Source organism: Limnospira fusiformis SAG 85.79 (assembly GCF_012516315.1).
Lineage (GTDB): Bacteria > Cyanobacteriota > Cyanobacteriia > Cyanobacteriales > Microcoleaceae > Limnospira > Limnospira fusiformis.
In genome coordinates this window covers 2,240,808-2,265,233 of record NZ_CP051185.1, presented here as the reverse complement: position 1 = coordinate 2,265,233, position 24,426 = coordinate 2,240,808, and the positions used below count along the sequence as shown (strand labels likewise).

Here is a 24,426-nt window from a genome sequence, read left to right as displayed (position 1 = left end):
CGGTTCGCCAAATGTGCTAATGTCTGCTACAAATTTAAGGGCGGACATTGATTACCCTAAAAATATGATTCGGCGTTTATTCCTACCTCTAGTGATTCTTTCCTGTTTCTTGTCTATCACCTTCGCAGCCTGTAGCCCCCAGGACGCGCCAACTACTCAAAATGACAAAAACCTTAAACTTCTCTATTGGCAGTCTCCTACTATCCTTAATCCTCACTTGGCGACAGGATTTAAAGACTTTGATGCGGCTAGGTTAGTGTATGAGCCTTTGGCGAGTTATGATCATAGCGATCGCCTGATTCCTCTTCTGGCGGCGGAAATTCCCAGTCGAGAAAATGGGAGTGTCGCAGCAGATGGAAAATCGGTAACTTGGAAATTGCGATCGGGTGTAACTTGGTCTGACGGCGAACCTTTCACCGCCAAAGATGTGGTTTTCACTTATAACTTTATTATGAACCCTGATGTAGGTTCATCTAGTGCTGAGGTTTACGCAGGTATTGAAAGCGTAGAAGCCCTAGATGATTACACCATCAAAATTACTTTTAAAAATATTACTCCGGGTTGGTCGGTTCCTTTTACTGGTCAAAGAGGCTTAATTCTCCCAGAGCATATTTTTGCTAGTTACAATAACTCTAATATTCGGTCCGCTAGGGCGAATAATCAACCCATTGGCACCGGACCCTATAAACTGGTAAGTTTTAAACCGGGAGACTTAGCCCTTTATGAAGCTAACCCCAATTATTGGGAGCCAGATAAACCCTTTTTTGAAAGAGTAGAAATTAAAGGGGGTGGTGATGCAACCTCAGCCGCTAGAGCCGTCTTACAAACGGGAGATTTTGATTATGCTTTTAACTTACAGGTAGAAGGTCATATTCTCCAACAGTTAGCAGCCGGAGGGAAAGGCAAAATTTTGGCGAATTTTGGGTCCTATGTGGAAAGGATTATGTTTAATTTTACCGACCCTAATCAAGCTACCGCAGATGGAGAACGTTCTAGTGTTCAATTCCCCCATCCCTTTTTTAGTGATAAACGAGTCCGACAAGCCTTTGATTTGGCTATAGACCGTGATACTATAGCTAATCAACTTTATGGGAAAACAGGTCGTCCGACCGCGCAATTAATAGTTATTCCAGCCGCTTATAGATCCAATCAAATTAACTATAGCCACGACCTAGAAAAAGCTAAAACTTTGTTAGATGAAGCTGGCTGGAAAGATACTAATAATAATGGTATCCGTGACCGAGATGGATTAGAAATGCGCGTGGTGTTTCAAACATCAGTTAATCCCGTGCGCCAGAAAACTCAAGAAATAGTTAAACAGTCTTTAGAGGCGATCGGGATAAGGGTCGAATTAAAAAGCATTGATCCGGGTATCTTCTTCTCTGGCGACCCCGCCAATACCGACACCATTAATCATTTTTATGCAGACCTCCAAATGTTAACTACAGGAAATGAAAGTCCCGACCCAGGACCTCACATGAAGTGGTGGACCTGTGGGGAAATTTCCCAAAAAGAAAATAATTGGCAACGACCTAATTATGCTCGTTATTGCAACCCTCAATATGACGAAATGTGGCGAAAAGCAACCACCGAACTAGACCCAGAAAAACGAGCCTTATTATTCCGTCAAATGGATGAGTTTCTACGGGAAGATGTCGCAGTAATGCCCATTGTTGAACGTGCGACTACTACGGGAATTAGTAATACTTTAACTGGTATTGAACCCTCCCCTTGGGATGCTAATACTTGGGATATTAAAAATTGGCAGCGCCAGTCAATTTAGTTAATCTAGCGCTTCTCATCTCTATGAAATACAGCCCTCACCCCAAACCCCTCTCCCAGAAAAGGAGAGGGGCTTTGAAAAGTACCTCATCACTCCGGGAACTGCTATATCGGATATTTCCTGCTGGTAAAAAGTGGCAGCGCCAGTCAATTTAGTTAATCTAGCGCTTCTCATCTCTATGAAATACAGCCCTCACCCCAAACCCCTCTCCCAGAAAAGGAGAGGGGCTTTGAAAAGTACCTCATCACTCCGGGAACTGCTATATCGGATATTTCCTGCTGGTAAAAAGTGGCAGCGCCAGTCAATTTAGTTAATCTAGCGCTTCTCATCTCTATGAAATACAGCCCTCACCCCAAACCCCTCTCCCAGAAAAGGAGAGGGGCTTTGAAAAGTACCTCATCACTCCGGGAACTGCTATATCGGATATTTCCTGCTGGTAAAAAGTGGCAGCGCCAGTCAATTTAGTTAATCTAGCGCTTCTCATCTCTATGAAATACAGCCCTCACCCCAAACCCCTCTCCCAGAAAAGGAGAGGGGCTTTGAAAAGTACCTCATCACTCCGGGAACTGCTATATCGGATATTTCCTGCTGGTAAAAAGTGGCAGCGCCAGTCAATTTAGTTAATCTAGCGCTTCTCATCTCTATGAAATACAGCCCTCACCCCAAACCCCTCTCCCAGAAAAGGAGAGGGGCTTTGAAAAGTACCTCATCACTCCGGGAACTGCTATATCGGATATTTCCTGCTGGTAAAAAGTGGCAGCGCCAGTCAATTTAGTTAATCTAGCGCTTCTCATCTCTATGAAATACAGCCCTCACCCCAAACCCCTCTCCCAGAAAAGGAGAGGGGCTTTGAAAAGTACCTCATCACTCCGGGAACTGCTATATCGGATATTTCCTGCTGGTAAAAAGTGGCAGCGCCAGTCAATTTAGTTAATCTAGCGCTTCTCATCTCTATGAAATACAGCCCTCACCCCAAACCCCTCTCCCAGAAAAGGAGAGGGGCTTTGAAAAGTACCTCATCACTCCGGGAACTGCTATATCGGATATTTCCTGCTGGTAAAAATTGGCAGCGCCAGTCAATTTAGTTAATCTAGCGCTTCTCATCTCTATGAAATACAGCCCTCACCCCAAACCCCTCTCCCAGAAAAGGAGAGGGGCTTTGAAAAGTACCTCATCACTCCGGGAACTGCTATATCGGATATTTCCTGCTGGTAAAAAGTGGCAGCGCCAGTCAATTTAGTTAATCTAGCGCTTCTCATCTCTATGAAATACAGCCCTCACCCCAAACCCCTCTCCCAGAAAAGGAGAGGGGCTTTGAAAAGTACCTCATCACTCCGGGAACTGCTATATCGGATATTTCCTGCTGGTAAAAAGTGGCAGCGCCAGTCAATTTAGTTAATCTAGCGCTTCTCATCTCTATGAAATACAGCCCTCACCCCAAACCCCTCTCCCAGAAAAGGAGAGGGGCTTTGAAAAGTACCTCATCACTCCGGGAACTGCTATATCGGATATTTCCTGCTGGTAAAAAGTGGCAGCGCCAGTCAATTTAGTTAATCTAGCGCTTCTCATCTCTATGAAATACAGCCCTCACCCCAAACCCCTCTCCCAGAAAAGGAGAGGGGCTTTGAAAAGTACCTCATCACTCCGGGAACTGCTATATCGGATATTTCCTGCTGGTAAAAAGTGGCAGCGCCAGTCAATTTAGTTAATCTAGCGCTTCTCATCTCTATGAAATACAGCCCTCACCCCAAACCCCTCTCCCAGAAAAGGAGAGGGGCTTTGAAAAGTACCTCATCACTCCGGGAACTGCTATATCGGATATTTCCTGCTGGTAAAAAGTGGCAGCGCCAGTCAATTTAGTTAATCTAGCGCTTCTCATCTCTATGAAATACAGCCCTCACCCCAAACCCCTCTCCCAGAAAAGGAGAGGGGCTTTGAAAAGTACCTCATCACTCCGGGAACTGCTATATCGGATATTTCCTGCTGGTAAAAAGTGGCAGCGCCAGTCAATTTAGTTAATCTAGCGCTTCTCATCTCTATGAAATACAGCCCTCACCCCAAACCCCTCTCCCAGAAAAGGAGAGGGGCTTTGAAAAGTACCTCATCACTCCGGGAACTGCTATATCGGATATTTCCTGCTGGTAAAAATTGGCAGCGCCAGTCAATTTAGTTAATCTAGCGCTTCTCATCTCTATGAAATACAGCCCTCACCCCAAACCCCTCTCCCAGAAAAGGAGAGGGGCTTTGAAAAGTACCTCATCACTCCGGGAACTGCTATATCGGATATTTCCTGCTGGTAAAAAGTGGCAGCGCCAGTCAATTTAGTTAATCTAGCGCTTCTCATCTCTATGAAATACAGCCCTCACCCCAAACCCCTCTCCCAGAAAAGGAGAGGGGCTTTGAAAAGTACCTCATCACTCCGGGAACTGCTATATCGGATATTTCCTGCTGGTAAAAAGTGGCAGCGCCAGTCAATTTAGTTAATCTAGCGCTTCTCATCTCTATGAAATACAGCCCTCACCCCAAACCCCTCTCCCAGAAAAGGAGAGGGGCTTTGAAAAGTACCTCATCACTCCGGGAACTGCTATATCGGATATTTCCTGCTGGTAAAAAGTGGCAGCGCCAGTCAATTTAGTTAATCTAGCGCTTCTCATCTCTATGAAATACAGCCCTCACCCCAAACCCCTCTCCCAGAAAAGGAGAGGGGCTTTGAAAAGTACCTCATCACTCCGGGAACTGCTATATCGGATATTTCCTGCTGGTAAAAAGTGGCAGCGCCAGTCAATTTAGTTAATCTAGCGCTTCTCATCTCTATGAAATACAGCCCTCACCCCAAACCCCTCTCCCAGAAAAGGAGAGGGGCTTTGAAAAGTACCTCATCACTCCGGGAACTGCTATATCGGATATTTCCTGCTGGTAAAAAGTGGCAAATATCCGGTTTAATTAGACTCAAAAATCTAGTTCGCAGATGGCAACCCCCCCCAAATGCGCGGTTTATACTGGCTGAACCCGTTTTTAAAAACCCTCAAGTGTAATTAAATGGTGACATGGGCTAAATTATTCCCCCTCCGGGGGATTGCAAATGTTGGGAGAAACCAAGATAATCCCAATATGCTGTCAATGGATAATCTGAATCAAATATCAATGAAACAATTACTCTGCCTTACTGGCTTAATTTTGTTAGCACCTATGGCGTTAGTGGGGTGCGCGCCAGAAACTGAGACTGCTACTGAGACTGCTAATGAAATTGTAACTAATGGTCAGGAAGGGGGAACCTTAACCCTAATTGCAGATGCAGAAGATAGAATGCGAGAAGGGTTCGTTAGTAAAGATGGTTGGGAACTTAATTTTAATCATGCTCATGTCACTTTTAATAATATCAGAGCTTACCAAGCACAATCACCTTTTGATCCAGATACTGACTCTCAGCCGGATTATATCACGTTTGTTGAGCTTCTCAACTCACCGACCACTGTAGATTTAGTTGGTGGAACAGAAGACACTCCCACAGTGACCACAGCCATAGCACCTCCAGGACATTACAATGCTCTTTCCTGGGAAATGGTGACGGCTACAGAGGGAGAATTTGCGGGGTCTACGCTGGTTTTAGATGGTACAGCGGAAAGAGATGGTCGCACTATCAATTTTACGATCGCTTTAAATAAACCTGTAGCTCATTTTTGCGGTCAGTATGTCGGAGATGAACGTAAAGGGTATTTAAAAGCTAATGGGGTAGCTGAATTAGAAACAACTTTTCACTTTGACCACTTTTTTGGTCGTTCTGACCGTCCCATTGACCAATCTCCCAATGATGAGGCTATTGGTTTCCAGCCTTTTGCTAATATCGCTGAGGGAGATACTCTTAATGTTACCAGCCAAGAACTTCAACAGCTTTTGACTGAGGAAGAATATAATACCCTCGTATTTTCTGTGACTGAATTAGGTCATGTTGGCGAAGGTCATTGTCGCATTGAGCTACTTTAATTAGCTAAAGGGACACACTAGATCAGGATATGATTAACCTGATTAATGGTGTTGTCCCTGGCTTCAGTTAATCACTAAAATGACTAATCTCTAGCTGTTGAATTTCTCAGAGGCTTTTTGAAAGGCACTTTCTACATCACTCCAAGCCTTTTCAAAGCCACTTCTGATTTCTTCCCAGGCTTCTCCACCAGCATCTTGTAACTCTTGTAGCTTCTGGTTGGCATCATCTCGCTTGGCTTGTAGTTCCTCAATTTTCTCGTGATACTGAATAGCAGCATCTGCTTTGGCTTGTTTGCCTTTAGCTTTCATTTCATCTAGTTCAGCATTGAGTTTCTCGATTTGTGCTTTAACCTTACCTTTGTAGGCTTTTCTAGTTTCAGTGCTAGTTGCCATAATTAAAAATGATTTGATTGCGAATAACACTTTAACTATAGCTAGTTATTGAGGTGATGACATCTACCCTCAGCTAGAGTTTAGATCTACCTCCTTAGAGTTAATCTTCCCGACAGCGCCAAACTAACAGTTGATGATTTTCTCCCCGACAAATTAAGGTATGACTATCTATGCCAAAAGTAATAGGACTGTATCCAGAAATCTCTGAGAGTGGCTGCTGTGATAGTCCCTGCATCTCAATTTTCCAGAGTCTAATTTTGCCATCATTGCTACCACCTGCCATAAATTTACCGTCAGGACTAATTGCTATTGAAGATATTATGGCTGGGTCTACAGTCTGTGTACTTAGTATAATTCCTTGTTGAAAATCCCAGAGTTTAATTGTGCCATCTTCACTACTACTGGCGAGAATTGTCTGGTTAGGACTGAATGCTAACGACAGGACTCCCCCTGAATGTCCGGTCAAAGTTTGCAGGCTGTGGAGTTTCCCAAATTGCCAGATTTTGATTTGTCCGTCCGCACCACCACTGGCGAATATACTGGACTGGGGATGATTAAATAAACCTTCGTGATTACGGGAATTATTGGCTGGGGAAAATGCAAAGGTGACACAAAAAACTTCCCCGGAATGTTCACGCAGACGATAGAGAAGTTCCCCGTTGCGTTGATTCCATAATTTGATGGTAGCATTACCGCTACAACTGGCAATTATGTGACCGTCAGGACTGTAGGCGACGGCGTGAATTGGTCCGCAACGGTGACTATAGGGGGAACCTGAATGACTGAAAAATCTATCGGTCATGGTCCCTGTATTCAGGTTCCAACCTAGTAGGGTGCGGTCAAAACTACCACTGACTAAACGACGACCATTGGGACTAATGGCGATCGCATTTATGGCGGCTACATGACCACAAAAACGCTGGATTAATTGACCTGTATTCAGGTTCCATAGTCGGATACTTTGGTCGGCGCTACCACTAATTAATATATATCGATTCGGACTAATGGCGATCGCATTTACTGGCGCTTTGTGACCTTTCATGATGGTTTGACATTCCCAATTTGTCCCCGATATCTCTGGGTTTATCTGTCCGCTAAAATTGGCGCGTGATGTCGATAATAGTGACGGAAACACACAGGGGACAGGCGGCGGCATTCCCCAAATTGATTGATGAGTTGCTATGTGAACTGCTACCATAATCTGTAGGCTGGAAGCCGGGAGTTTTAGACTCACTGGTGGCTGTATATCCGCTAACACGGCGGCGGCTGATTGATAACGATCTTGTACTTTATCCGCCAGCATTTTATTGATAATATGCTTCAGTTGATGACTAATATGGCGATCGCTTTTCTCTAGGTGCGATTCCCAAATAAATTCTCCCTTATATGGGTCAAATAAACTCTGGGGATTTTCTCCTGTTAATAGGTGAATACAAGTTACCCCTAAACTATATAAATCACTGGCTGCATAGGCTTTCCCGCCGCGAATTTGCTCTAAGGGAGCATATCCTATCGTTCCGGTCATGGTTCCGGTTCTGGGATGTAAAATATCTATCTCGTGTTTGGCGACTCCAAAATCTACTAATACTAATTTACTGTCTAAATGTCTCCTAATAATGTTTTCTGGTTTGATATCTCTATGAATAACTTGATGGTCATGGATAAATTGGATTACGGGTAGTAAATCTAAGAGCAGTTCCCGCAATTTACCCTCCTCTAAAGGTTCCCCCAATTCTAGTTCGTCTAGGAGGTTATCTCCTTCTATATACTCCTGTATTAAATAGAGTCTGCTGTTGGCTTCAAAACAGGCAAATAAATGGGGGATTTGCGGATGATTTTCTAACTCCTGTAGTCGCTTCCCTTCTTGATAAAATAGTTCCGTGGCTTTCTGAATTTGGGCGACATTCTGCTGTTGTGGAGAAAATTGTTTAATAATACAGGGGGTTTGCAGGCGGTCTTCATCAACCCCTAAAAATGTCCGACTCATACCACCACCCCCCAGACTTTTTAAGCCTCTATAACGTTGTTTCAATAACAATAATGAGCCACAGCTTGAACAGACTTGGCTTCCCAGAGGATTTACTGGATTTAAACACAGGGGGTTCAGACAGTAACTCATTAGCTTAGGAATTAGGGGGAGTTAATCTTAACTGCTAATGGATTTTACTACCCCCTAGCCACCATTCACGAAATTCTTAATGATAATTTAGCTTTTTCATCCCCCAGATAGCCGCCAGCCATTGAATGACCCCTGATTAATTATAATCATCTCATCCTATATTATCTATGTAGTGCGAGACGTTTAGGAGTCAAATAAGGCTGCAATGCCTGAAATAACCTCCTAGTGGGACTTTCACCCCTTGGTGAAATATAAGGGACTCGTACCCTGACCATCCCATAACTGTTTATATGTCCCAACGTTTGGTATAGAAATATACAAAACAAGGCAGGGAACTCAAGGTCAAAACGCTAAATTGGAAATCTTAATGATTCCTTAACAATTGCGTTGAGAGTAACGGCGATAGCCACCCCCAGTTTTGGGAATCACAACCCCAGGATTGAAGCGGGGAACGGAAGGCGTGAAGTAGAACCTACTACCAAAAGCGACCACTGCCAACCATCCATGACTAAGGAAATCTGAATGTTCCGACTTGAACCACCGTAAAGAATAAGTAGCGAAACAGGTTGACACGCTGCGTTCAAAAGAATAAGGGGAAAAGTAGGGTAATTATATCAATACCTACACAGACCTTTAAAAGTACCCCGGTGGATAGGACAAGTCTAAAGATGGAATGCCCATATAAACGGAACGTTGTAAACCCTTTTAGGCTCTGATTATCTGGTCGAGATAGTCAGTAGTGAAAGTGTAAGCGCAAGCCTATTAGGGGGTGAGATGTGACCAGAAGCCAATGCCCAACTGTAATGGTAGGGATATGCTAACGGGTCACGGTTTGATTGTAAAGAATAGAGTCTAGTAGGAGTTACTATGACGAAAGCGAGTTTAAAGAAAGGGTTTGAGAAATCAAAGCCAATCAAGACTACGAATGTATGGAAACAAATTCCCTGGGCGAAAGTTCAGAGAAAAGTTTTCAAGCTCCAAAAGAGGATATTTCAAGCAGCTAAATCGGGACAGGACGCAAAAGCGAGAAGGTTGCAACGTCTATTGTGCAAATCATATTATGCCCGTCTACTAGCAGTACGGCGAGTGACCCAAGATAATCAAGGCAGGAAAACGGCTGGAGTCGATGGAATGAGAGCAATCTCACCAAGGCAAAGGTTTAAACTTGTTGAGAACATTAAAGGAAATCTCAAAGTAAAACCACTGCGAAGGGTGTGGATTCCAAAACCTGGTAGGGATGAAAAACGCCCTCTAGGAATACCCACAATCCAAGATAGAGCGAGGCAAGCCTTGGTTAAGTCGGCTCTCGAACCTGAATGGGAATCGAGATTTGAAGACACCAGCTATGGGTTTAGACCAGGCAGGTCTGCCCATGATGCAATATCCAGAATCTTTCAGAGTATCAACAAAGGAGGTTATTACGTTCTGGATGCAGATATAGCTAAATGTTTTGACCGAATAAACCATGATTACCTTCTGTCCAAAATTCATTGTCCAAGCAGTCTAAAAAGAGACCTGAAATCATGGCTCAAAGCAGGCGTGCTAGATAACGGTGTATTCGAGGATACAGAAGCAGGGACACCCCAAGGAGGGGTAATAAGTCCACTCCTAGCCAACATCGCACTGGATGGAATGGTTAGGCTCATAAAAACAATGTATCCAAATAAAGGAACAACCTTTCAGGTAAACCTCATAAGATACGCCGATGATTTTGTGGTCATATCCAAAGACCTAAGAATCATTGAACAGTGCAAAATTGCCATTTCCGAATGGCTAAAACCTGTAGGACTAGAAATTAAACCCGAAAAGACTCGAATTTGCCATACACTCAATCCTATTGAGTATAACGGCAAAACAGAAGTACCAGGATTTGATTTTCTAGGATTCAATATCAGGCAATATCCAGTAGGAAAATATAAATCTGGAAAAAGTGGGGGAAGAAGAAAAGGAGGCTTCCTATTTAACAAAACCCCACATAAAATGTTGGGTCTCAAAACCCACATCAAACCCAGTAAAAAAGCAGTTAAAGCCCATACAGAAGCGATAAAAGGTGTAATAAAACAACATAAAAAAGCACCTCAATCAGTCCTGATTAGTAAACTAAACCCAATCATAAGGGGATGGTCAAACTACTATTCAGGGGTCGTCTCATCAGAGACCTTCAATAAACTAGACCATATAACTTGGTCAATGTTACGGGCATGGACAGTATCAAGATGCGGAAAGGCAAATTACGAAAAGCTAGGAAACTACTTCCACAAAGGAACGGTTAAACTTAGCAATGGGAAAGAAAGACATGAAAATTGGTTATTCAAGACTAAGGATGGATACCAATTATGGAAACATAATTGGACTCCGATTGTCAGACACACCCTAATACGCCCAGACGCAACACCATACGACGGAAATTGGACTTACTGGGCAACCAGGAAAGGACAAGCAATCGAAACGTCAAACAGGGTAGCAAAACTACTCAAAAAGCAAAAGGGTAGGTGTACCTGGTGTGGACAGTATTTCGCACCATCGGATTTAGTTGAAGTAGACCACATTATACCTCGAAGCCAAGGTGGAAAGGATGAATATAAGAATCTTCAACTATTACACCGCCACTGTCACGATGATAAAACGGCGTTAGACAACGCCAATGCTGTATCCTTAACAATGGAACAGTCAGACTAGGAGCCGGATGAGGTGAAAGTCTCACGTCCGGTTTTGAATGGGAGGGGATGGAGGCGACTCCATTCTCGACCCCTACTATCCCATGATGAAATTGCGATCGCATCCCCCAAACTGGCTAGGATTAATGATTGGTAATTCCCGACTACACTGGGGGAAATTTCAGGCTGAGACTTTAGTGGAAACCTGGGACACTCAACACCTTAATCAATCTCCCTTAGAAATGGGATGGTCTTGGCTTCATCAAATATCCCCTGTACCCCTATTTATAGCCTCTGTAGTGCCTGAACAAATGCAATTATGGCAAAACTACCCCCAAGCTGAAATTATCACCCTAGAGTTGTTACCATTAGGGGGATTATATCCAACTTTCGGAATAGATAGGGGTTTAGCTGTTTTAGGTGCGGGGAATCAGTTGGGTTTTCCCATATTAGTTATTGATGCAGGGACGGCATTAACTTTAACCGGAGTAAATCAAAACCGCCAATTAATAGGCGGCGCAATATTACCCGGTTTAGGATTACAGTTTTCTTCCTTATCTAATCGTACAGCCACCCTCCCACAAGTGGCTTTTCCTGAGAGTTTACCTCAAAGGTGGGGTGTGAATACATCAGAAGCGATCGCCAGTGGTATTATCCACAGCATGATAGCTGGTCTGCGGGAGTTTATAACTGCTTGGTGTCAGGAGTTCCCCCACAGTAAAATTAGCATTACAGGAGGCGATCGCATTCCTCTCATGACCTACCTTAACAGTCAATACCCAAAAATAGCTGCTTTGATTGTAGATACCCCTGAAGCTATTTTTTGGGGAATGTCAGCTATGGTCAGAGATAGAAATCTTCCCAGTTTAAATCGGGTGAGTTTGTAGAAACTGACGGATATATTCACTGACTACGGCGGGAAACTCTTGGGGGAGGTTTTCGCCGCCAGCAACCATAGAATTTAGGCTAGAATTAGGTAGGATGGAGTTCAAGGTTTCCGCCATGGCTTGAGTCATCGGTTGATCACGATTTCCTTGTAAAATTAATACGGGTATGGTTAATGAGTTTAGCTGCTCATTAAGTAATTCCCCTCGGATTTCAGCCAGACGGCGATTAAACAAAAACTGGCAGGAAATAGGCGATCGCATCATCACTTCTCGCGCTTTTAACCAATCGGCGATCGCATCCCCTTTCCCCAATAAACGGGTAAATGGATGTACCAGTTTTAGCCAAGTTGCTAAAAGGGGAGGATTTCCACATAACCACCGCATCCACCACCATTGTTTTTCGATTCCATTCACTGCTACCCCCTCTGGGGAAATTAAGACTAGACCTTTGACTTTATGCTGATAGCGAATTGCGTAACTGGCTGCTATCCATCCCCCCAGAGAATGTCCGACTAAGTGAACCTGATCTAATTTCAGCCACTCAATATATTCCGCTAAGTTTTCCACCGCCATCGTGATAGAATAGTGGATATTGGGGGATTCCGACTCACCACAACCAAGGCGATCGGGAGTATAACAATGATAGTCTGAGGATAGTTCTTCTATAATCGGCAGCCACTGACTACTATCTTGCCATGACCCATGTAGATAAACTACATCAGGACCCGCGCCAACTTCACGCCAGAATACTTGTCCCTGGGAAAGTCTCACGCGGGAATGGCGCAATGGTTGGGACAATAACGGTGTTTCCTGGGACTCAGCATAGGGAAAAGAACGTTCAAACATAGCCATATAATGAGATGCAGTATGATGAGTTGACTATTCTCGCGATGGTTAGTCATATCCCGGGATCGCAGATCATAGATGGGAATAGCCAGAAGCGAGATGATGTCATTATAGTATATATTATCAGCATTAGACCTAAAAAAATACGGTTGATAGCTTTTACCTGGCATATAATTGGCATAATTGGCAGGTATCCCAGAGGCTTAAATCCCCCAAATTTGAGGCTGTTAGGGGGGGTTAATGAGGATTATATATTGGTAAAATCTCCACCGATTATTAATAAGATATAGCCGTGTAATTAACAGTGTTCATGGTCGTAAAATTAAGCGATCGCTGTGCGACCTTGCAAGTAGTCTTGGATTTGTTGTTGATAATCATGACTAAGGTTATCCATTGGTATTTGTGTCAAGTCAAAGCCACGAACTTCCGCAATTTCTAAGGTGTCTTGAATGTGCATATTTCCGGTAACTTCTGCCGACACAAGAATACAAATAGAATGGAGTCTAGGGTCACGATGAGCGCCCGAATAAACTCCTACCAAACGCCCAAGTTTAACCAGTTCTAAACCTGTTTCCTCAGCCAGTTCTCGCTTAACAGTGGTGAGGATATCTTCACCCCAATCTATCATACCTCCAGGTAAAGCCCATTTGCCATTATCCTGGCGGCGAACCAAGATAATTTTGCCATCTGGCAATAGAGGAACGATGCTAACTCCGGTAACAGGATGGCGAAAAATAATGCCCAAAACCGTATAAACAAAACGCATCCAGCCCTTCACCAATTCTAACATATTTTCTAACCTTCCCCAGATAAATCTTGAAGAATAGTGATAGCATGACCTTCTGGCTTAACCTTGGGATAAATTTTGTGAATATAGCCATCTGGGTTAATGATGAAAGTTTGGCGATAAATACCCATAAACTCTCGACCCATGAATTTTTTTAAGCCATAACTATCATAGAGGGTGGCAACTTTACCATCCGGGTCACAGAGCAGAGGAAAAGGCAGATGGTATTTGTTGATAAACTTGGTATGAGATTTAGGGTCATCGGTGCTAATTCCGAGAACAATGATATTGTTACTTTGATAATCTGCATAGACATCGCGAAAACCGCAGGCTTCCTTAGTACAGCCAGGAGTGTGATCACGGGGGTAAAAATAGATAACCACAGTTTGACCGCGAAATTGACTGAGGGTAATCAAATTTCCGTCCTGGTCGGAGAGAGTAAAATCTGGAGCGAGATCACCAACATTTAGATTCATAGTATTAGGGGATTTCAGAGAATAATGGGGGAATGAGGGTCAAACCTTTCTGAATAGCGATCGCCACTGTCGTTAAATAATAATGGTTATGGCAATATTTAAACATCGACAATGATACCGTCACTATGGTTGACCCAAAACCTTTGTATGTTATCATGCTCTAGCCTGCTACCAGACATTGGGCTATTTTCAGGTTAAGCGTAACCCGATTAGCTAGAATGTCAGGTGTTCCATAAAAGCTCAACTACCTCCTCCACTTGTTTACCGTGTTAAGAATTGGATCCAATCTACTCCAACGCTGGTTACTCCCCAGTTTAGTAAGTGTCTTGCTGATGGCATCAGGTGCCGAAGCTGCCGAAGTTCGGTCTTGGGAATTTGAAAGTTCCCAAAATCGTCTGTCATTTACTACAGATGAAGGAGTACAGCCTACCGCGAAATTGCTCTCGAACCCGACCCGTCTGGTAATTGAACTACCAGGGACAAGTTTAGGTTCTGTGTCCGGTCAGCGTTCATCACCAGGGGGAAATATTCGTGAAATTCGTTGGGAACAAGCCGATAATCAAAATGCCAGAATTATTGTAGAACTGGTAGAAGGTTATACCCTAAACCCGCAAATGGTGCAGTTTCGAGGGATTTCTGCCAGTGAGTGGATGGTACAACTACCACAACCCCAAGCTATTGGCTCATCATCACCCCCGGCTGCACTTCCGGCTCAAGCTACTGTGGTTAGCGCTACTGAACCAGTCCAACAGCAATTTCAGCAGCCAGTCCAACAACAATTTCAACAGACCGCTCAAGCCAACCCTAACCGTTCAATTCCTAACCAGCCGCAAACATTTGTTGAACAAATCGAAATGCGCGATAACGGCATTGTCTTAAAGACCACAGGTCAAATGCCACAGATTGAGTTGAAACGCTCTCAAGACGGCACTTGGATGACCTTAGATATTTTCGGCGCGAGTTTGAGGGGTGCGACCACAAGGGGGAGAGCAGTCAACCGGGAAGGCGTGGCCATAAGTCAAGTTACCCAACTTTCCACAACCCCCCCAGTGGTGCGGGTGACATTCAGTACCCCTAATACTAATCAAAATTGGGAAGCCAGAGCAGTAGCGGGAGGGGTATCAATTTGGCCCCAAGGCGGAGTTCCCCCGGCTGTGCAGGCAAGTTCGAGTATAGTTACCATTGAGTCGATTACCCTTCAAAATCAATCCTATTTCGCGGTGAGGGGTAATGGTCCTCTCAACTATACTCACGGTTGGGATGCAGAAACGGGAGCTTATGGTATTACGTTTTTCTCGGCTAGATTAGCTGACGGGGTGCGACTTCCCCAAAGAGAAGTGGGAGGACCGATTATTTGGTCTCGGTTGCGTCAGGAAGACCCAGATACTTTTACGGTGTTATTTCAACCAGCTACCAGGGTGCAGGTAGGACAGGTTAGCCAAAATAGTCCTCAAGAATTGGCTATTCCTATGGGTGTGCATTTAGCGTCTGGCGCTCCTCCCCCCAGAACTCCAGCCCCGGTAACACAACCACCTATAAATAATCCGAATCCTTTTCCGCCTCCGGCTCAAAATCGACCACCTTCGTCCCTCCCACTACCTTTTCCGCCGCCTAATCGTCCATCTCCTCAGCCTCCTGTGGGTAGAAATCCTAATGCTAGGGTATCTGTGGTTATTGACCCTGGACATGGCGGCAGTGACCCAGGAGCGGTGGGAGTTGGTGGTATTCGAGAAAAGGATGTTGTTATTTCTATTTCCCTGCAAGTTCAGCAGATTTTGGAGCAGAATGGGGTTAATGTGGTGATGACCCGCACTGACGATCGCACTATTGACCTGGAACCGCGAGTGTCATTAGCTAACCGTGTTGGGGCTGTGGCTTTTGTGAGTATCCATGCCAATGCGGCTTATCGCGCTGGTGCTACGGGTGTGGAAACTTTCTACCATCAAACTGGCTATAGCTTGGCTCAGTACATTCAAAACAGCATCCTGGCTAATTTCTCACTGCACAATCGGGGTGTGAAGCAGGCTCGGTTTTATGTCCTCAGAAATACGACTATGCCTTCGGCTTTGGTGGAGGTGGGGTTTCTCACTAATGCTAATGATGCTCGTTTGTTGGCTGACCCAGCACAAAGAACTCGCATGGCTCAGGCGATCGCTCAAGGTATTCTTCAATATCTCCGAGCCAGTGGATACTAGGCTTGACTTGCCTATTTAAGCAAAGCAGGCGGCTACTAAAAATAGGCTATCCACTAAAATGGTGCTTAAAACTGCGCCGCCAAATACCCACCACTGGGGTTCTGGGGACTGGAGGGGAAATACTCCTACTCCGAATAGGGTCATGGCTAATACTACCGCCCAGCTAATTCCCCACGGGGTTCCTGCTAGGGCGATCGCATTTTGGAATATAGGCATGGCCATTGATGGATCGACCTGCATTAATTGTCGCCAACTGGGGATTAAACCTGCTATATAAAAGTATCCGTCCGTAACGGCGGTTCCGAATAGAGACCCTAGGTAAAACCAATTGCCTACTTTACCCCATCCCCGCCACAGACACCACACCGCAAAGGGAACTCCTATCGATTCTACCGGTAAATGTAGCAGGGGTTCCCACCTCAGCCAACCCCAATATATCGACCCGGTTAACCAAGTCCAGCTAAATCCAAATAGCAAATCTCCCCATAATTCCGTTTCTTTGGTTCTCAGTAAATATAAACTTACCCCTAACCATCCCCCGGTCATGATTAGGCTCAACATTGGCCAGATTCTCACTAGGGGCGCTTGGAAAAATACTGGGACTGATACTAAAAATACGGCGATCGTAAATGGTAACCACCTTTGACTCTGTTGGGCTTTTTTGACAAATGTTGCCCAAGACCACTGCTGTACCCACAGCGGTTGAGTTGATGTCAGAATGTAGGCCAGAAGAATATTGCTAAACAAGGCTTCTTTAAGATTTGTTACTGAAGTTCATATTAATTGATGATATCACAAATATTTATCCCCCCCAGGGGCATAAATTCTACACAAAAATCAATAGTTGATTTTTTGGTCAATTATAAAAAAAAGATAAAGGGGGGTTGACAGGGGGGACGATTTGGGGTATTATATTGACATATTGTTAAATAATTGGATATTAGCAAAAATAAAAAAAAGGCATAAATCCCATTATTAATATAGTAACACAAGTGACCTCAAAAAGATATCCCATTTCCCCAATCCGCAAATTTTTTAACATTTCTTAATATTTGTTACAAAACTTAACAAAACTCTGTTAATTGACGAGAGGATGTTAAATTGGTCCAGTGCGTAGAAGTGTAAATTTCAGATCTAGAGTTAATGAGACAATTCCCCACAATCATGGATTTCCAGAGTCTTCCGGTCTATATGGCAGATTTAGTCACGCCAGGAATGGGAGAAATTGAAGTAGAATCGCAGATGACGTTATTCCAGGCGATTATTTTAGGGATAGTCCAGGGACTAACGGAATTTATCCCGATTAGTAGCAGCGCCCATTTAAAAATAGTTCCGATGGCACTAGGATGGGGAGATCCTGGGGTAGCATTTACGGCTATTATTCAATTGGGGAGCATGGCGGCGATTTTCTCGTTTTTCTGGTCTGATCTGAAAAAGGTAGTATTGGGGGCGATAGATGCGATCGCTAAATCGGATTACCAGTCGGTAGATTTTCGTATGGCTTTGGGGATTGGTTTGGGAACTCTACCGATTGTGTTTTTTGGGTTACTGATTAAATTATTTATACCCGATTACGATAGTTCACCTCTGCGGAGTACAGTGGCGATCGCGATCGCTTCGATTGTGATGGCCAGCCTATTGGCGATCGCGGAAAAACTAGGAAGCCGAAAGCGAGACTTTGACCATCTGAATGCTAAGGACGGGGTACTGATGGGTTTGGCGCAAACCTTAGCGCTGATACCGGGTGTATCCCGGTCAGGTTCCACCATAACCGCCGGGTTATTTATGGGACTAGAAAGGGGAACCGCCGCCCGATTTTCGTTTTTATTAGGAATTCCGGCGATTACCCTAGCAGGGTTGGTAGAATTAAAAGACTTCTTAGAGGCTGGAATAGACGACATTAGTACAGCGGCGTTAGTAGTGGGTTTAATTTCGTCAACCATATTTTCCTACCTATCTATCGCCTGGTTAATCCGTTATCTGCAAACCAGTAGTACATGGCTGTTTGTGTGGTATAGACTAGCTTTTGGTGTGGCGATTTTAACGGCAGTGGTAGGCGGCGCTTTGGAGAATATTTAATATAGAATAGGGAGAGGGCGATCGCGATCGGGGGAAGTTCCGCTAGTTCCTCCCAGGCGGGCCAGAAGATTAAGAAACCAACCCGTCCTACCTCACCAGGGAATTAATGGATAATTGATTGTGGTAGGGTATTATCTGTGAGGTTGAGATGGCAGTATGAGTGTATCTTCTATCCGTCCGGCGCTAATTACTGAGGTGTTACCGGACTCCATTGGGGCTGATGTGGGTTTTGAACCCGGAGATGCGATCGTGTCCATTAATGGAACTCGTCCCCGCGATTTAATCGATTATCAATTCCTGTGTGCGGATGAGTTTCTGGAAATTGAAGTGATTGACAGTCAGGGAAAAACCCATCATATTGAGCTAGAAAAAGACTATGACGAGAGCCTAGGTTTAGAGTTTGAAACCGCCCTATTTGATGGTTTAATTCAGTGCAATAACCGCTGTCCTTTTTGCTTTATAGACCAGCAACCGCCTGGAAAAAGAGGTTCTCTTTACTTAAAAGATGATGATTATCGCCTGAGTTTTCTCTATGGTTCTTATCTAACCTTAACTAATTTACCTCAATCTGAGTGGGATAGAATTGCTCAGATGAGAATTTCGCCTCTGTATGTTTCCGTCCATGCCACCGAGCCAGAAGTGAGAAGTTTGCTGCTGAAAAATCAGCGAGCAGGTCAGATTTTAGAGCAGTTAAAATGGTTTCAAAAGCACCGTTTACAAATTCATGCTCAAGTGGTGGTTTGTCCGGGGATAAATGATGGTGTTCACCTAGAAAAAACTTTACTAGATTTAGCGGAATTTCACCGGGGAGATATTCCGGCGGTGGCTTCGGTGGCGGTGGTTCCGGTGGGGTTAACTCGTTTTCGACCCCCGGAAGATCAACTGATTTCGGTAAGCCAGGAAAAGGCGAGGGAGGTGATTAAGCAAGTGCAAAACCTCCAGGATAAATTCAAGCAAGAATTGGGGTCAACTTGTGTGTGGTTGGCGGATGAATGGTTTTTAATCGCCCGTGAGGAGTTACCACCAGAGTCTGATTATGAGGACTATCCGCAAATTGGTAATGGGGTGGGGTCTATTCGTAAGTTTTTAAGGGAATTTGAGACGGCTTTTGAGAGGGTGAAATGGGAAACTGGGAATGGTGTGGCTAGTCCTCGGCGCTGGACTTGGGTGGTGGGGAATGCTGTAGAATTGGCGTTTAAGCCTATTGTCGCCCGGTTGAATGGGGTGGAAGGGTTAAGGGTGGAAATGGTGGCTTTGGCTAGTGATTATTGGGGACAGGAAATAACTGTAACGGGGTTGTTGACGGGTCAGGATTTAATCGCGGGACTCCAAGGACGAGATTTGGGTGATGGGGTTTTGCTTCCGTCTTTAATGTTGAAAACTGGGGATACTCGCTTTTTGGATGATTTGACTGTGGCGGAAGTAGAGGCGACTTTGCAGACTAAAATTGTAACTGTAAATGGGGTTGATGAATTGTTGGCGATCGCCTCAAATCTGACACACTGAAAGCCAGAAGCCTCAGCGTGTCGAGTTGGTCCACAAAAAAACCTAATTTCCCCAAATCCGCTTTAAGACTTCATCAGGGGAGATATCAGCCATTTTTCCGGTGGGAGATTTGACAGCGATCGCCCTTTCGCTGGGGGGGAGTAATTTATGAGGATCAGTAGGACCAAATAAAGCAATGGTATAAGTACCAACGGCGATCGCCAAGTGCATGGGGGCGCTATCGGTACAAACCATAAGATTAGCAGCAGCGATCATCGCCGCGAGTTTACCAATATCCTCTGGTTGTGTCAACTTAACTTGAGGACAACGCTGGGTTATTTGAGTAATCAGGGCTTGATCTTCAGGTCCTTCGACCAAAACCACAGGTAGGTTAGGCTGTCGCTGTTGGATATCCTCAATAATCTTCTGCCAGCTTTCAACCGGGTAAATTTTATCAATGCCCTTATTAATAGCCATCTGACTAGACCCGCCATGAATAAGGATATAGCCACTTTCCTTAACTCCGAGGCTTTCCTGTTCCCTATCAGCCCAAGCCAAGTCCGACTTAGGGACATTAATCTGTAATCCGCTAAAGGGGGTGATAATGTCTAGGCCCTGCAATAAATCATGGTACATCTGGGCTGCATACTGTTCAGTTTTGAGGGGGACAGCATCGGTGAGAAAGATTTCTCCGCTACTCCCTGCATAACCGACGCGGTTAGGTATTCCCGTCAGCCACAGCAACAGCCCTACAGTCCATCGTTGTCCGAGGGAGATCACTACATCATATTCTCGGTCACGGACAATGCCAATCAAATTACCCCAGTCGGCGAGACTATTGCGCCCTTTAAAATCATAGGGGATAACTTTGGATACTGACTTACAGACGCGGTAAGCAGTTTGGGCCCTAGGTTCGGTCACTACGGAAATTTGGGCATGGGGATAGGCTTGCTTTAAATCGTCTAGGGTAGGGAAAAACAGAATTTGGTCGCCAATCCCACCTGGGACAAGGGCTAGTATTTTCATTTTAATTAATAGAGTTAATCTACTTATCAGCTTAATTCTAAATGAAGACAGTTCGGAAAACCATAGAAAAATATCTCAGGTTTACTGGGCGGGGGTTAACCTGAGTGGGTGAAGTAGGGGGGAATAATTTTTGGGCAGCGCCACAGCCTGTATGCCATGGCTGAAAGGGATGGAAATTGGTTTTAGAAGAATAATTAAAGAGGGCGCGAGATGAGCATCGAATGGTTTGCCTATTCTCAGTGACGCTCTATAATACTATCACCAAAAACAAAAGACTTAGGTAATCATGTATTTACTAATTCCCGCCGCCGGAAGTGGACGGCGTATGGGGGCAAGCTGTAACAAATTGCTACTGAAATTATTGGACAGATCCCTACTTGGTTGGACTCTAGCTAGTGCCGGGGCATCTAAATCGATTATTTGGATTGGTATTATCGGACAAACTGCTGATTTCCCGGATTTTAAGGCGATCGTAGACGAGGTTTCCCTGAATCTACCCATAAAGTTCATTATTGGGGGAGAAACCCGTCAGGAGTCGGTTTATAACGGCTTACAAGCTCTTCCCCCTGAAGCCGACCGGGTTTTAATCCACGACGGCGCGAGATGTTTAGCGACCCCCGATTTATTCGATCGCTGTACGAAGGCTCTGGAATCGGTATCTGGTTTGATTGCCGCTATTCCAGTCAAGGATACCATCAAAATAGTGGATGGTAATAATTTTATCCAGGATACTCCCGATCGCCGTCAATTATGGGCCGCCCAAACTCCCCAAGGTTTTGAAGTTCCACTACTGAGGGAATGTCACGAAAAAGGCCGTCATCTGGGTTGGGACGTTACTGATGATGCGGCGCTGTTTGAACGTTGTGGTCTTCCGGTTCAGGTGGTGGAGGGGGAGGAAACTAATCTGAAAGTTACTACTCCTGTAGATTTACAGATTGCTGAGTTTATCCTGCGGGAAAGGTTGGCAATTACATAATCAAAGCGGGGACGATTACTGCCGATATCTCCGAGTTTTAATAAACCGAGTAGGTTAGGATTTTATTAATTAGGAAAGTGGTGATTGATTATGCTCTCTGATATCGCATTCCGGGAAGCTGGGTAACTAACTCCAATAATTCTAATTGTAATAATTGGCTAGAGACATTTCCGGCATCCATTCCCGACTGTTCGACAATTAAATCAAATGGTGTGGGTTGGGAGGCGATCGCATTTAATATTTTAGCTAAATCTGGGTCTAAATTAGGAGATTCTGGTCGGGGTTGGGTCTGTTCCAGAATAGAAAGCTGGGTAGGTGTGTCTAATTGAGGGATAGCGCCAAGTTGTTCTAGGAGTTGTTCAATGTCCACGGGAATCACGCCAGCACCGCCATCAATTAACTTTAGACAACCGTGGGATTTCTCATCATCTAAACGACCTGGTAAAACATAAACATCTCGGACAAATTCATTGGCAATACGGGCAGTAATTAAGGCTCCTGAACGTTGAGGTGCTTCCATGACAAATACTGCCAGACTTAGCCCAGCAATAATGCGGTTACGTCGGGGAAAATTGGTAGCGTTGGGTTTAGTGCCACTGGGAAATTCACTAATTAATAATCCCTGTTGTAATACCTGCTCACAAAGGGGGCGATTTTCTTTGGGATAAGCAATATCAACTCCCGTGCCTAAAACGGCTAGGGTACGTCCTCCTGCTTCTAAACAACTGCGATGAGCTTCTGTGTCGATACCTGCTGCCATTCCTGATACAATAGTAAAGCCATGATGTGCTAGGGTGCTGCTAATTTTGCGAGTCCAGCGTCGTCCATATTCTGTGGGGTAGCGGGTTCCTACAATGCCAATGGTGGGGACATGGCCTTGATTTTCTTCGGGGTTGATTATTCCTCGGTAATAAAGCACTGGTGGTGGGGAGGGTATTTCTGATAAAAGCCGAGGATAATTTGGGTCGGCGGGAGTCCAAAAGTTAGGGTTTTTAATCAGATGATTTTGCAATAGTTGCTGGGGGTTAATTTGCGATCGCTCAGTGATCACTTTTTCTAAACTCTGTCTTCCGAACCCTTCTACAGAACCTAATTCCATGGGGGATGCCTGCCAAGCGGTGGCCAGACTTCCGAACCTTTCCTGTAATCTTTGAAGGGTGATGGGGCCGATACCATGAATTTTTGACCATGCCAGCCAGTAAACCCGTTCCTCAGACATTGGGGATTTTAATGAAAATTACATTTAACCAGTATATGCTACAATATAGTATAGCACAATATCCGCAAATCAGCAATGAATAAAAACTTGGTTTTTGGGAGAGAGAGCTGGTAATTGGCGGGGATGTGCGGTGAATTGAAATTCAAGGTAAAAGCAAATGACACGAGCAAGTGACCAGCACAACTGGGATGATTTTTGTGCCATGTTAGGAGAGATTGAAACGATAAGCGATCGCTCTCAGGTAGCCAAACTATCCCAAGACTACTACCACTTTAGCCCCATCTTAAAACCGCTTTTACAAGACAAAACGGGTGATATTGTAGTGCTTCCCCGTTCGGAATCGGAAGTTTTAAAAGTAGCTAAACTCTGCGTTGACTATCAGATACCCCTAACGGTTAGGGGAGCCGGAACCGGGAACTATGGGCAGTGTGTACCCCTGAAAGGTGGGGTAATTTTAGATATGTCTAAAATGAATAATATAGTCTGGATTAAGCCAGGTTGTGCCTGTGTAGAACCGGGGGTTAAACTAGCAGCATTAGACAAAAAAACTCGCGAAATTGGTTGGGAACTGCGGATGTTTCCCTCTACCTATCGGACAGCGACTATTGGGGGTTTTATTGGTGGTGGTAGTGGTGGTATTGGTTCGATTACTTATGGACAATTACGGGATAATGGCAACCTTCACGCCGTCCGTGTTGTCACCTTAGAAGCGGAACCTCGGATAATTGAACTCAGGGGAGATGCCGTGCAAAATATTAATCATGCCTATGGTACTAATGGCATTATTACCCAATTAGAAATACCTCTAGCACCTGTATATCCATGGGTGGAGTTAATTGTCACCTTTAACGAGTTTATGAATGCTGCGAAATTCGGTCAGGCTTTAAGTCAGTCCGATGGTATGATCAAAAAATTAGTTTCTATTTGCGCCGCCCCAATTCCATCCTATTTTATTCCTTTTCGTGAGATGATCCCATCTGGTGAACAGGCGGCACTGTTAATGGTAGCTGAAACTAGCCTCGAACCTTTACAAGAATTGATTAAAAATTTTCAGGGTAAAATCTGCTATCAAAAATCCACCCAGGAAACCGTAAAGGGTACAACTATCATTGAGTTTACCTGGAATCATACGACTTTACACGCTCGCAGTATAGACCCATCTTTAACCTATTTACAAACCCTATTTCCAGCCGACCCAGAATTAAAATTGATTCAGGAATGTTATGATTATTTTGGGGATGAGGTGATTCAGCATTTGGAGTTTCTGCGTACTGGGGGAAATTTACACCCAGCCGGGTTACCAATTGTCCGATTTACGAATGAAGCTAGGTTAAATGAAATTATCCAATATCATGAAGACCGAGGGGCAATTATTTTTAATCCCCATACCTACATTTTGGAAGATGGGGGAATGAAGAAGGTTGATCTACAACAATTAAACTTTAAACGAAAATATGATCCTCTAGGTTTACTCAATCCTGGTAAAATGAGAGGATGGGTGGATAATGGATAAT

18 protein-coding genes are annotated in these 24,426 nt (G+C 44.4%); 9 read left to right on the top strand and 9 right to left on the bottom strand.

From position 1 onward, the window contains the following. The first annotated feature begins 19 nt into the window (after positions 1 to 19). Together HFV01_RS10815 and HFV01_RS10810 are read left to right on the top strand one after the other, a co-directional pair. Entirely contained in the window at positions 20 to 1,783 is a 1,764-nt protein-coding gene (locus HFV01_RS10815; RefSeq protein ID WP_193521076.1) for a peptide ABC transporter substrate-binding protein, read from the top strand. A gap of 3,144 nt (positions 1,784 to 4,927) precedes the next feature. Further along, positions 4,928 to 5,767 (top strand): hypothetical protein, encoded by an 840-nt coding sequence (locus HFV01_RS10810; protein ID WP_318286238.1) that lies wholly within the window; start codon positions 4,928 to 4,930, stop codon positions 5,765 to 5,767. 90 nt (positions 5,768 to 5,857) lie between these two features. Here the strand turns inward: HFV01_RS10810 and HFV01_RS10805 are convergent, their stop codons facing one another. From HFV01_RS10805 to HFV01_RS10795, 3 genes are all read right to left on the bottom strand, one after another. After that, positions 5,858 to 6,160, bottom strand: a complete 303-nt coding sequence (locus HFV01_RS10805; protein WP_046319431.1) for a sll1863 family stress response protein — start codon at positions 6,158 to 6,160, stop codon at positions 5,858 to 5,860. 100 nt (positions 6,161 to 6,260) lie between these two features. Further along, complete coding sequence (locus HFV01_RS10800; protein ID WP_193521074.1) at positions 6,261 to 8,279, bottom strand: serine/threonine-protein kinase; 2,019 nt, start codon at positions 8,277 to 8,279, stop codon at positions 6,261 to 6,263. Positions 8,280 to 8,654: 375 nt separating this feature from the next. Continuing rightward, positions 8,655 to 8,852, bottom strand: a complete 198-nt coding sequence (locus HFV01_RS10795; protein ID WP_193521354.1) for a hypothetical protein — start codon at positions 8,850 to 8,852, stop codon at positions 8,655 to 8,657. A gap of 294 nt (positions 8,853 to 9,146) precedes the next feature. Between HFV01_RS10795 and ltrA the strand changes: the two genes are divergently transcribed. Both ltrA and HFV01_RS10785 read left to right on the top strand, forming a co-directional pair. Then, positions 9,147 to 10,958, top strand: a complete 1,812-nt coding sequence (ltrA, locus tag HFV01_RS10790) for a group II intron reverse transcriptase/maturase (RefSeq protein WP_193520857.1) — start codon at positions 9,147 to 9,149, stop codon at positions 10,956 to 10,958. Positions 10,959 to 11,040: 82 nt separating this feature from the next. Continuing rightward, the gene (locus HFV01_RS10785; protein WP_193521275.1) at positions 11,041 to 11,823 is read left to right on the top strand and encodes a pantothenate kinase; all 783 of its coding nucleotides are present in this window, start codon (positions 11,041 to 11,043) and stop codon (positions 11,821 to 11,823) included. Here the strand turns inward: HFV01_RS10785 and HFV01_RS10780 are convergent. The 3 genes from HFV01_RS10780 to bcp form a co-directional block, all read right to left on the bottom strand. Next, a complete protein-coding gene (locus HFV01_RS10780; protein WP_235677491.1) occupies positions 11,803 to 12,669 on the bottom strand; it encodes an alpha/beta fold hydrolase in 867 nt (288 codons plus the stop codon). The two genes, HFV01_RS10785 and HFV01_RS10780, sit on opposite strands and share 21 nt — an antisense overlap. 322 nt (positions 12,670 to 12,991) lie before the next feature. Continuing rightward, a complete protein-coding gene (locus HFV01_RS10775; RefSeq protein ID WP_006625140.1) occupies positions 12,992 to 13,459 on the bottom strand; it encodes an NUDIX hydrolase in 468 nt (155 codons plus the stop codon). Between the two features lie 5 nt (positions 13,460 to 13,464). Next, complete coding sequence (gene bcp, locus HFV01_RS10770; RefSeq protein WP_006625139.1) at positions 13,465 to 13,932, bottom strand: thioredoxin-dependent thiol peroxidase; 468 nt, start codon at positions 13,930 to 13,932, stop codon at positions 13,465 to 13,467. Between the two features lie 266 nt (positions 13,933 to 14,198). On the opposite strand from bcp, the gene HFV01_RS10765 reads away from it, so the two are divergent. Further along, the gene (locus tag HFV01_RS10765; protein ID WP_006668808.1) at positions 14,199 to 16,127 is read left to right on the top strand and encodes an N-acetylmuramoyl-L-alanine amidase; all 1,929 of its coding nucleotides are present in this window, start codon (positions 14,199 to 14,201) and stop codon (positions 16,125 to 16,127) included. 15 nt (positions 16,128 to 16,142) lie between these two features. Here the strand turns inward: HFV01_RS10765 and HFV01_RS10760 are convergent, their stop codons facing one another. Further along, positions 16,143 to 16,874 (bottom strand): DUF3120 domain-containing protein, encoded by a 732-nt coding sequence (locus HFV01_RS10760; RefSeq protein WP_006625136.1) that lies wholly within the window; start codon positions 16,872 to 16,874, stop codon positions 16,143 to 16,145. A gap of 417 nt (positions 16,875 to 17,291) precedes the next feature. Between HFV01_RS10760 and HFV01_RS10755 the strand changes: the two genes are divergently transcribed. Both HFV01_RS10755 and HFV01_RS10750 read left to right on the top strand, forming a co-directional pair. Beyond that, positions 17,292 to 18,206 carry an undecaprenyl-diphosphate phosphatase gene (locus tag HFV01_RS10755; RefSeq protein ID WP_006668806.1) on the top strand — a complete coding sequence of 305 codons (915 nt, stop codon included), beginning with the start codon at positions 17,292 to 17,294 and terminating at the stop codon, positions 18,204 to 18,206. Between the two features lie 156 nt (positions 18,207 to 18,362). After that, the gene (locus HFV01_RS10750; protein WP_006668805.1) at positions 18,363 to 19,712 is read left to right on the top strand and encodes a TIGR03279 family radical SAM protein; all 1,350 of its coding nucleotides are present in this window, start codon (positions 18,363 to 18,365) and stop codon (positions 19,710 to 19,712) included. 42 nt (positions 19,713 to 19,754) lie between these two features. Here HFV01_RS10750 and HFV01_RS10745 read toward each other — a convergent pair whose 3' ends face one another. Continuing rightward, positions 19,755 to 20,717: a glycosyltransferase family 9 protein gene (locus HFV01_RS10745; protein ID WP_006625133.1), complete on the bottom strand. Its 963-nt coding sequence runs from the start codon at positions 20,715 to 20,717 to the stop codon at positions 19,755 to 19,757. A 286-nt stretch (positions 20,718 to 21,003) separates the two neighbouring features. Here HFV01_RS10745 and ispD point away from each other — a divergent pair, with 286 nt between their 5' ends. After that, entirely contained in the window at positions 21,004 to 21,693 is a 690-nt protein-coding gene (ispD, locus tag HFV01_RS10740) for a 2-C-methyl-D-erythritol 4-phosphate cytidylyltransferase (protein ID WP_006625132.1), read from the top strand. 88 nt (positions 21,694 to 21,781) lie between these two features. Here ispD and dprA read toward each other — a convergent pair whose 3' ends face one another. Beyond that, the gene (gene dprA / locus HFV01_RS10735; RefSeq protein WP_193521073.1) at positions 21,782 to 22,912 is read right to left on the bottom strand and encodes a DNA-processing protein DprA; all 1,131 of its coding nucleotides are present in this window, start codon (positions 22,910 to 22,912) and stop codon (positions 21,782 to 21,784) included. 157 nt (positions 22,913 to 23,069) lie between these two features. Between dprA and HFV01_RS10730 the strand changes: the two genes are divergently transcribed. Continuing rightward, entirely contained in the window at positions 23,070 to 24,425 is a 1,356-nt protein-coding gene (locus HFV01_RS10730; protein ID WP_006625130.1) for an FAD-binding oxidoreductase, read from the top strand. The last annotated feature ends 1 nt before the right edge of the window (position 24,426 follow it).

Excerpts from the sequence above, each read along its gene's own strand:
- HFV01_RS10815 (WP_193521076.1), top strand. The coding sequence starts at position 20 with ATGTCTGCTACAAATTTAAGGGCGGACATTGATTACCCTAAAAATATG.
- HFV01_RS10810 (WP_318286238.1), top strand. The coding sequence starts at position 4,928 with ATGAAACAATTACTCTGCCTTACTGGCTTAATTTTGTTAGCACCTATG.
- HFV01_RS10805 (WP_046319431.1), bottom strand. The coding sequence starts at position 6,160 with ATGGCAACTAGCACTGAAACTAGAAAAGCCTACAAAGGTAAGGTTAAA.
- HFV01_RS10800 (WP_193521074.1), bottom strand. The coding sequence starts at position 8,279 with ATGAGTTACTGTCTGAACCCCCTGTGTTTAAATCCAGTAAATCCTCTG.
- ltrA (WP_193520857.1), top strand. The coding sequence starts at position 9,147 with ATGACGAAAGCGAGTTTAAAGAAAGGGTTTGAGAAATCAAAGCCAATC.
- HFV01_RS10785 (WP_193521275.1), top strand. The coding sequence starts at position 11,041 with ATGATGAAATTGCGATCGCATCCCCCAAACTGGCTAGGATTAATGATT.
- HFV01_RS10780 (WP_235677491.1), bottom strand. The coding sequence starts at position 12,669 with ATGTTTGAACGTTCTTTTCCCTATGCTGAGTCCCAGGAAACACCGTTA.
- HFV01_RS10775 (WP_006625140.1), bottom strand. The coding sequence starts at position 13,459 with ATGTTAGAATTGGTGAAGGGCTGGATGCGTTTTGTTTATACGGTTTTG.
- bcp (WP_006625139.1), bottom strand. The coding sequence starts at position 13,932 with ATGAATCTAAATGTTGGTGATCTCGCTCCAGATTTTACTCTCTCCGAC.
- HFV01_RS10755 (WP_006668806.1), top strand. The coding sequence starts at position 17,292 with ATGGATTTCCAGAGTCTTCCGGTCTATATGGCAGATTTAGTCACGCCA.
- HFV01_RS10750 (WP_006668805.1), top strand. The coding sequence starts at position 18,363 with ATGAGTGTATCTTCTATCCGTCCGGCGCTAATTACTGAGGTGTTACCG.
- HFV01_RS10745 (WP_006625133.1), bottom strand. The coding sequence starts at position 20,717 with ATGAAAATACTAGCCCTTGTCCCAGGTGGGATTGGCGACCAAATTCTG.
- ispD (WP_006625132.1), top strand. The coding sequence starts at position 21,004 with ATGTATTTACTAATTCCCGCCGCCGGAAGTGGACGGCGTATGGGGGCA.
- dprA (WP_193521073.1), bottom strand. The coding sequence starts at position 22,912 with ATGTCTGAGGAACGGGTTTACTGGCTGGCATGGTCAAAAATTCATGGT.
- HFV01_RS10730 (WP_006625130.1), top strand. The coding sequence starts at position 23,070 with ATGACACGAGCAAGTGACCAGCACAACTGGGATGATTTTTGTGCCATG.